The sequence below is a fragment of the Hydrogenophaga sp. genome, assembly GCF_018780075.1.
Lineage (GTDB): Bacteria > Pseudomonadota > Gammaproteobacteria > Burkholderiales > Burkholderiaceae_C > Hydrogenophaga.
Window position 1 is genome coordinate 118,262 of record NZ_JADMKB010000011.1, and the last position, 8,021, is coordinate 126,282.

Consider the following 8,021-nt stretch of genomic DNA (forward strand, 5'->3'; position numbering starts at 1 on the left):
CCGACCGCCCTTTTGCAAGACCATTTCAGCCCGCCCAAAGGACCATCCATCGTTTGGAGCCTTTTTCAGTACAGGGCCCAGCGGCTCGTTCGGGGCCCCGGCCTACAATCTGCCACCCATTTTTTGCCCCTCGCCATGAACCCCGACAGCCCGCCCCATGCAGCCGACGCCCAGCCCTCGGAAGCCCCTTCCGATGTTCGCCACCAGGACGGCGAAAGCAAGCCGTTCATGCGGGTGGTCAAGAGCTACGTGCTGCGCGCCGGGCGTACCGGCCCGGGCCAGCAGCGGGCCTACGAACAGTTCGGCCCCCGCTTCCTGCTGAACTACGACGCCGCCCAGACGCTGGACACCACGGCCGTCTTCGGGCGCAGCGCACCGCTGATCATGGAAATCGGCTTCGGCATGGGCGGCGCCACGGCGCAGATCGCCCAGGTGCGCCCGGGCGACAACTTCCTCTGCTGCGAGGTGCACGAACCCGGCGTGGGCGCGTTGCTGAAACTGTGCGGCGAACAGGGCATCGAAAACATCCGCATCTTCCGCCACGACGCGGTCGAGGTGCTGGACCACATGCTGCCCGAGCAAAGCCTGGACGGCGTGCACATCTTCTTCCCCGACCCCTGGCACAAGAGCCGCCACCACAAGCGCCGCTTGATCCAGACGCCGTTCGTCAACCGCCTGGCGCGCCACCTCAAGCCCGGCGGCTACATGCACCTGGCCACCGACTGGCAGCCCTACGCCGAGCAGATGCTGCAGGTGCTGAGCGCCGAGCCGCTGCTGGCCAACACAGCGGGCGGCGATGGCTACGCGCCCCAGCCCGACTACCGTCCGCTCACCAAGTTTGAAAACCGCGGCCTCAAGCTGGGCCACGGCGTCTGGGACCTCGTGTTCCGCCGGGTCTGAGTCACAACTGGGCCCAGCGCTGGGAGCGGGCCTTCCCGCTGAGCGGTCTGGTCGGGCGGGGCTGCATTCAACGGACCGTCACTTCCTGAGGCTGAGGATCGTGCGGCAACGTGTGGCTGAAAGATGGTTCTGGCGGTGCCATTTCGCACACTTCGGTGGTCAGCACCTGCACTGACCTGCCACACTGTCCCATCGCACCCTCCGCGATGCTGTTCCTGCCAGAAAGAAGTGCCCTTCATCATGACCCACGCCACGCCATCGAGAGCGGTTGACCCGCACATTGCCACCAAAGACATCTCCACCGTCACCCGCTCAGGCCAACGCAAGCAGCGTCTGATCCAGGATGTCCAGGTGCGTGAAGCAATCACCCATGAAGACGAGCGCGGGGAAATTGTGGAAATGCTCAGCCAGTCCTGGGGCTTCCACCCGGCACCGGTGCACCACGTCTACGCGTCCATGATCCGGCCAGGCAAGATCAAGGGCTGGGTCTACCACAAGCACCAGTGCGACCGCATGTTTTCGCTGACGGGCTTTGTGAAGTACGTGCTCTGGGACATGCGGGAGGACTCGCCCACGCACGGCCTGATCAACGAGATCTACCTGACAGAGCGGAACCGTGGACTGCTCCTGATTCCCCCTTACGTGGTGCACGCGGTGCAAAACATCGGGTTGATCGATGCCGTCTTCATCAACATGCCCACCGAACCCTACAACCACGAGAGCCCGGACAAGTACAGGGTGGCAGCCGAAAGCGTCCCCTACAGCTTTGACAAAGGCCCGGGCTGGTGAACACGCGGTCCGCACCCTGCTTCAGCGTCATCGTCGCGACCTACAACTGGAGCAGCGCACTGGCGCTGGCTTTGTCCAGCGTGCTGGACCAGACCGAACCGGATTTCGAGTTGCTGGTGATCGGCGACGCGTGCACCGACGACAGCGAGGCGGTGGTGACCGCGTTGAACGACCCGCGGGTGCGCTGGATCAATCTGGAGCACAACTGCGGTAGCCAATGGGGCCCCAACAACGTCGGACTGTCGCTGGCTCGAGGTCGTCATGTGGCCTACCTGGGCCATGACGACCTGTGGGCCCCGCGGCACCTGGAGGCAGCGCGCCAATGCTTTGATGCCACCCACGCCGAGGTGCTCGCGGCGGGGTGTCTGCTCTACGGCCCGCCGACCTCGGGCCTGCGGGCGCTGACCGGATTCTTCCCCCACGACCGGTTCACCCCCCGGCACTTCTTCCCGCCCTCGTCACTGATCCACACACGCCAGGCCGCACATCGCGCGGGAGGCTGGGTGGGCCCGGACGTGTCGCGCACCGCCGTGGACCAGGAGTTTCTGCTTCGCCTGCAGGAGTCCGGGGCACGGTTTGCGTCAACCGGCGAAATCTCGGTCTTCAAGTTCAATGCCGCCTGGCGCCGCAACGCCTACCGGCGCCGTGATGTGGCCGAACAGCGCGCCTGTCTGGCCGCCCTGCGCGAGAACAGCCCGGCCTACCTGATGAGGGAGTTGACGACCGCGCTGCGTGCGGCCAGCGAAGACCGGCTGCTGCGGATCGAAACCCCGTTGAACGCCGAGCGCGGTGCCACGGTGGGTGCCGGTCGAAACCAGGCGTTCAAGGGCTCGCACCGCCCGATGGCCATCGGTCCACCCGTCGTGCCGGACAAGGCTCTGCGTTTTGACTGCGAAGACGAGTTCGCTGGCTTCGAGTGGCATGGCCTCGAAACGGATGCCGGCGGCACCCGGTTCCGCTGGATCGGTCCGTGCCACCAAGCCTCGCGAGCGCTGCCGGTCGGCCTGGACCGGCCGGTGAACATCACGATCAGGGTCGTGAACGAGATCCAGGACGGCCTGCTGAACGCATCGTCGCTCAGCGTGAACCACCACCCGGTCGGTTCGGCCTGGATCCAGCCCTGTGACCACGGCTTCGAATGGCACGCGCATGTGGATCCGACCCACTGGAGCGAAGCGGATCGCGCCGAGCTGCTGGTGACCATCACGGTGCCATCGACACACCGCCCGCTGGACCTCGGCATCAATGACGACCGGCGCTGGCTGGGCCTGGCCATCGGCTGGATGGAGGTGGCACCGGCCTGAGGCCAGACGACCGATCCCTTGGGCGCTTACCCGCCGGGGACGGCCGCTTCGCCGTGGTCCGGTGCCGGCGCAGCGTCGGCCCCTGCCTCGATGACCCTGCCACCAGCCTTGGCGCTGTCCGCGACCGCGGCCTCAAGCTGGGCCACGGCGTCCGGGACCTCGTGTTCCGCCGGGTCTGAGGACACGCTCCGCAGGGCGCCCACTGGCCGCCAGGGCGGCCACCGCCTGCGCCACAAAGGCCTGGGCGATGTCGCTGGGCACCCGACCCTCGCGCACCAGCACCTGAACCTGGCGCTGCGCGAACAGCACTTCCGCCAAGGCCACGGCCTTGAGCGAACCGTCGGCCAGCGCGTGCATCACGCTCATGCGGCTGCCCAGCATCACCAGCCCGCCCTGTTGCACCAGCGCGATCAGCGTCGGCAGGTTGCCGGTGCAGGCCACCTCGTAGTGGGTGCCGGCCAGGGCGCAGGCGTTGTCCAGCACCTGCCGCACCGTGCTGCTGCCCTCGGGCAGCGCCAACGGGTGGCGCACCAGATCGATCACCGACGCCTCGCTCTGCGCGGCCAGCGGGTGGCCCGCCGCCACCACCGCCACGATGGGCGACGGCGCGCTGGCCGCCACCCGCAGGCCCTCCACCGGCCGCGTGGCAAAGCGCAGGCCCACATCCGCCTCGCCGCGCTGCAGCCACTGGTCCACCTGCGCGGCATCGCCAACGCGCAGGAACAGGCGGGCGCCCGGCATGGCCGCCCGAAAGCGCCCCATCAGCGCCGGCATGAAAGCGGTGGTGAAGCCTTCGGTGCAGGCCAGGTTCAGGCGCTGCACCGCCGACGGCCCCAGGCCCTGCACCTGGCGCTGCACCTCGTCGGCCTCGCGCTGCACCGTGGTCAGCCAGGCCAGCAGGCGCTCACCGGCCTCGGTCAGCGCCATGCCGCGCGCCTGCCGCTCGAACAGCGCACAGCCCATGGCGGCCTCCATCAACGCCACCTGCCGGCTCACCGCCGACGGCGCCACGTGCAGGTGTTCCCCGGCTTCGGTGATCGAGCGTGCCTCGGCCACCGCGAGGAAATGCCGGGCCATGGTGGAGAGGAAAGGACTGTGCATGGGGTCGCTGCCGGACTGCGTTGCTTTTGGGTGAAGGGAGCGATCTGAATTCTGTGATTGTGAACGGACAAGCACATCAATACACTTTTTGGCATGACAACCGCCACCCTTGAAACCCTCCACCACGACTTGGACCAGCACCTGGATTCGGGGCGTTTCCTGGCCGAACTGACCCGCCGCGTGGCGCTCGCCACCGAGAGCGACACCGGCAGCGCACCACCCCCGGCGCTGGGCGAGTACCTCGAAGCCGAGATCGCCGCCAGCCTGCGCCCCGCCGGTTTCGATTGCACGCAGTTCCCCAACCCCGACCCGCGCGGCGGCCCGCTGCTGGTGGCGCGGCGCGTTGAAGACCCCGTCTTGCCCACGGTGCTGACCTACGGCCACGGCGACGTGGTCAGCGGGCAGGAAGGCCGCTGGTCCGCCGGCCGCTCACCCTGGCAACTCAGCGATGAAAACGGCCGCTGGTACGGCCGCGGCACGGCCGACAACAAGGGCCAGCACACGGTCAACCTCTCGGCCCTGCTGCACACGCTGCGCGCGCGTGGCGGCCGGCTCGGCTACAACGTGACGGTGCTGATGGAAACCGGCGAAGAAGCGGGCTCGCCCGGCCTGGCCGATTTCTGCGCCCGCGAGCGCGAGTTGCTCAAAGCCGATCTGTTCCTGGCCTGCGACGGCCCGCGCGTCGCGGCCGACCGCCCCACCCTGTTCCTCGGTTCTCGCGGCGCCGTGAACTTCACCCTCAGCCTGCAGGCCCGCGAACGCGGCAGCCATTCGGGCAACTGGGGCGGCGTGCTGTCCAACCCGGCCACGGTGCTGGCCCACGCCTGGGCCAGCCTGGCCGATGCGAAAGGCCGTATCCACGTGCCCGAGCTGCGCCCGGCGGGCGTGCCGGCCGACATCCGCGAGGCGCTGGCTGGCGTGCCGGTCGGCGGCGCGCCGGACGACCCGGTGCCCACGCCCGGCTGGGGCGAACCGGGCCTGAGCGACATCGAACGGCTGGTGGCCTGGAACACGCTGGAGATCCTGGCCTTCGGGGCCGGCTCGCCGTCGCGGCCGGTCAACGCGATCCCGGCCTCGGCCACGCTGGCCGGCCAGCTGCGCTTCGTGGTCGGCACGCCCTGGGAAGACCTGGCCGCCATCCTGCGCAGGCACCTGGACGCCGCCGGGTTCACCGAGGTCGAGCTCCGCATCGACGCGTCCGCCCCCGCCACCCGCCTGCCGCTGGACAACCCCTGGGTCGGCTGGGCGCAGCAGATCCTCTCGCGCAGCGCCGGTCAGCCGGTGGCCGTGCTGCCCAACCTGGCCGGCACCCTGCCCAACCACATTTTTGCCCATACCTTGGGTCTGCCCACGCTCTGGGTGCCGCACTCGCACCCCGCCTGCGCCCAGCACGCGCCCGACGAACACATGCTGGCCAGCGTCGCCCGCGAAGGGCTGCACCTCATGGGCGACCTCTACTGGGCCCTGGGCGAACGCTCGGCCCCCTGGTTCCAGACCGCCTGATCCCGTTTTTCAATCCCCACCAGGAACTCACCATGTCCCACGTCACGCGCCGAACCGCCCTGCTGGCCGCCGCCCTGAGCCTGACCAGCGCCCCGTTGCAGGCCCAGACCTGGCCGGCCCGCCCGATCAAGCTGATCGTGCCCTTCCCGCCCGGCGGCGGCACCGACATCGTGGCCCGCCTGCTGGCCGAACGCCTGGGCGCGGCGCTGGGCCAGAGCGTGGTGGTGGACAACCGGCCGGGCGCGGGCACCGCGATCGGCGCGGCCGCGGTCGCGAACGCGGCGGCCGACGGTCACACCCTGCTGTTCTCGGGCTCCTCGACCTTCACCGTCAACCCGGCCGTGCGGCGCAGCCTCAGTTACGACCCGTTCAAGCAACTGCAACCCCTGGGCATGGTGGCGCGCGCGCCGCTGGTCATCGTCACGGCCGCCAACAGCCCGTTCGCCAACCTGCCGCAGCTCCTGGCCACCGCCAAGGACAAGCCCGGCGAGCTGAACTACGCCACCTTCGGCCCCGGCACCGGCCCGCACCTGGTGGGCGAAATGCTGGCCTACGCCCGCAACGCGAAGATGACGCCCGTGCCCTACAAGGGCAGCGCCGACGCGGCCATCGGCATCATCCGGGGCGACGTGCAGGTGGGCATCGACACCCTGGCCGCGGCCAAGCCGCACCTGCAGGACGGCAAGCTGCGTGCGCTCGCGGTGATCAGCGACAAGCGCACGCCGCTGATGCCCCAGGTGCCGTCGCTGGGCGAGCTCGGTCTGGGCTACGCGCTGTTCGATGCGTGGTACGCGCTGGCGGCGCCCAGCGGGATCGACAAGGCGATTGGCACGCGCCTGCAGCAGGTGCTGGCCACCATCGTGGCGGATGCGGATTTTCAGAAGCGGCTGACCCAGCAGTCCATGGACGCGACCTGGATGGCCCCGGCGCCCCTGCGGGAGCTGATGGACCGCGAGGTCACCCGCTACCGCGCGGCCGTGGCGCGCTCCAACATCCCGCAGAGCTGAGGCGCCCTCGTCCAGGCGCGCCGCAAAGAAAGGGACGACAAGGAAGGCTCAATCCTCCTTCTCGTCCTCGTCCGAATCCAGCGCGGCGTCGGCGCCGGCACCGATGAGCTTGCCGCCGATCTTGGCGGTGCCCACGACCGCGTCCACCGCCAGGCCCGCCACGCCCACGACCGCCGACGCGGCCACATCGACCACGGCCACCACCGCGCAGCCGCTGAGCAGCAGGCTGGCCACACCGAGGGCCAGCCCCAGGCGAACGCGGCCCGCGCGGGCAGGGGTGGAGGTGTTTGAATCGGTGGCAGGGTGAATCACGGCTGGGTCCTGTGTTGAAGGCGCAGAGAATACCCGGATTCCCCTTCCACACACTCCCCCACCGTGGCCCGATCCCCCCGAAACCCGCTCATCTCCGCCCGCGACGGCGTGTCGCCCAGCTGCGTCGCGCTGCCAGGACTCAAGGCCGGTGACCAGCGCTGGCCCGGCGTGATCGACTTTCTGGACGAGCGCTTGCCCACGGTGGGCCGCGCCACCTGGGTCGAGCGCCTGGCCACGGGCGCCGTGCTCGACGAGGCGGGCCAGGCCGTGCCGCCTGACGCACCCTACCGGGGTGACACGCGGCTGTATTACTACCGCGCGCTGCCGGACGAAACGGTGGTGCCGTTTGAAGCCAGGGTGATCCACCAGGACGAGCACCTGGTGGTGGCCGACAAGCCGCACTTTCTGCCTGTGACGCCGGGCGGTCGCTACGTGCAGCAGACCCTGCTGGTGCGCCTGCAACGCCAGCTGGGCCTGCCGCAACTGGCCCCGCTGCACCGCATCGACCGCGAAACCGCCGGGCTGGTGTTGCTGGCCGTGAACCCGGTCGAGCGTGGCGCGTACCACGCGCTCTTCAGCGGGCGCACCATGCACAAGACCTACGAGGCCATCGCCCCGGCCACCGACGCGTGGGCCTGGCCGCACACGCGACGCAGCCGCATCGTGGAGCACCCGAGCGATTTCTACCGCATGAACGAGGTGGCGGGCGAGCCGAACAGCGAGACGCGCATCGACGTGCTGGAGCGGCGCGGTGGCTGGGCGCGGTATGCGCTGGAACCCGTCACCGGCAAGCGCCACCAGCTGCGGGTGCACATGAACGCGCTCGGCCTGCCCATCGTGGGCGACCAGCTCTACCCGAGCGTGCTGCACGGGCCGGACGAAGAGGAAGATTTTTCGGAACCGCTGCGCCTGCTGGCCAAGGGCATCGCCTTCACCGACCCGGTGACGGGCGAGGCGCGGCTGTTTGAAAGCGGGCTGAGCCTGGGCTGGCCCAGCCCGTAGCCGAGCCAACGCAGATGCCAGGTGCCAGCGGACCCGGCTCCGCCGGTCCGCCAGGCACGCCCCCCCGGGGGGTGACGCCGCAGGCGGCGCGGGGGGGGGGGGG

8 protein-coding genes are annotated in these 8,021 nt (G+C 69.7%); 6 read left to right on the forward strand and 2 right to left on the reverse strand.

Translation table 11 applies throughout. The features are described 5' to 3' along the window. Nucleotides 1–135: 135 nt before the first annotated feature. The 3 genes from trmB to IV088_RS04335 all read left to right on the forward strand — a co-directional run bounded on the left by trmB (nt 136) and on the right by IV088_RS04335 (nt 2,993). A complete protein-coding gene (gene trmB, locus IV088_RS04325; RefSeq protein ID WP_291098183.1) occupies nt 136–900 on the forward strand; it encodes a tRNA (guanosine(46)-N7)-methyltransferase TrmB in 765 nt (254 codons plus the stop codon). Nucleotides 901–1,140: 240 nt separating this feature from the next. Continuing rightward, the gene (locus IV088_RS04330) at nt 1,141–1,689 is read left to right on the forward strand and encodes a dTDP-4-dehydrorhamnose 3,5-epimerase family protein (RefSeq protein ID WP_291098185.1); all 549 of its coding nucleotides are present in this window, start codon (nt 1,141–1,143) and stop codon (nt 1,687–1,689) included. Beyond that, the gene (locus IV088_RS04335) at nt 1,686–2,993 is read left to right on the forward strand and encodes a glycosyltransferase family 2 protein (protein ID WP_291098188.1); all 1,308 of its coding nucleotides are present in this window, start codon (nt 1,686–1,688) and stop codon (nt 2,991–2,993) included. The genes IV088_RS04330 and IV088_RS04335 overlap by 4 nt, the downstream gene beginning before the upstream one ends. Before the next feature lie 132 nt (nt 2,994–3,125). Here the strand turns inward: IV088_RS04335 and IV088_RS04340 are convergent, their stop codons facing one another. Then, a complete protein-coding gene (locus IV088_RS04340) occupies nt 3,126–4,094 on the reverse strand; it encodes a LysR family transcriptional regulator (RefSeq protein WP_291098190.1) in 969 nt (322 codons plus the stop codon). 93 nt (nt 4,095–4,187) lie between these two features. On the opposite strand from IV088_RS04340, the gene IV088_RS04345 reads away from it, so the two are divergent. Together IV088_RS04345 and IV088_RS04350 are read left to right on the forward strand one after the other, a co-directional pair. Then, nucleotides 4,188–5,597, forward strand: coding sequence for a M20 family metallopeptidase (locus IV088_RS04345; RefSeq protein ID WP_291098193.1), 1,410 nt, complete (start codon nt 4,188–4,190; stop codon nt 5,595–5,597). Nucleotides 5,598–5,629: 32 nt separating this feature from the next. Beyond that, entirely contained in the window at nt 5,630–6,604 is a 975-nt protein-coding gene (locus IV088_RS04350) for a tripartite tricarboxylate transporter substrate binding protein (protein WP_291098196.1), read from the forward strand. A gap of 48 nt (nt 6,605–6,652) precedes the next feature. On the opposite strand, the gene IV088_RS04355 is transcribed toward IV088_RS04350, so the two are convergent. Next, nucleotides 6,653–6,916, reverse strand: a complete 264-nt coding sequence (locus IV088_RS04355; RefSeq protein WP_291098199.1) for a hypothetical protein — start codon at nt 6,914–6,916, stop codon at nt 6,653–6,655. Between the two features lie 63 nt (nt 6,917–6,979). Here IV088_RS04355 and IV088_RS04360 point away from each other — a divergent pair, with 63 nt between their 5' ends. Continuing rightward, nucleotides 6,980–7,918, forward strand: a complete 939-nt coding sequence (locus IV088_RS04360; protein ID WP_291098202.1) for a pseudouridine synthase — start codon at nt 6,980–6,982, stop codon at nt 7,916–7,918. The last annotated feature ends 103 nt before the right edge of the window (nt 7,919–8,021 follow it).

What these genes read in the sequence shown, in the direction of transcription:
- IV088_RS04345 (WP_291098193.1), top strand. Translation starts at nt 4,188, where the DNA reads ATGACAACCGCCACCCTTGAAACCCTCCACCACGACTTGGACCAGCAC.
- IV088_RS04330 (WP_291098185.1), top strand. Translation starts at nt 1,141, where the DNA reads ATGACCCACGCCACGCCATCGAGAGCGGTTGACCCGCACATTGCCACC.
- IV088_RS04350 (WP_291098196.1), top strand. Translation starts at nt 5,630, where the DNA reads ATGTCCCACGTCACGCGCCGAACCGCCCTGCTGGCCGCCGCCCTGAGC.
- IV088_RS04340 (WP_291098190.1), bottom strand. Translation starts at nt 4,094, where the DNA reads ATGCACAGTCCTTTCCTCTCCACCATGGCCCGGCATTTCCTCGCGGTG.
- trmB (WP_291098183.1), top strand. Translation starts at nt 136, where the DNA reads ATGAACCCCGACAGCCCGCCCCATGCAGCCGACGCCCAGCCCTCGGAA.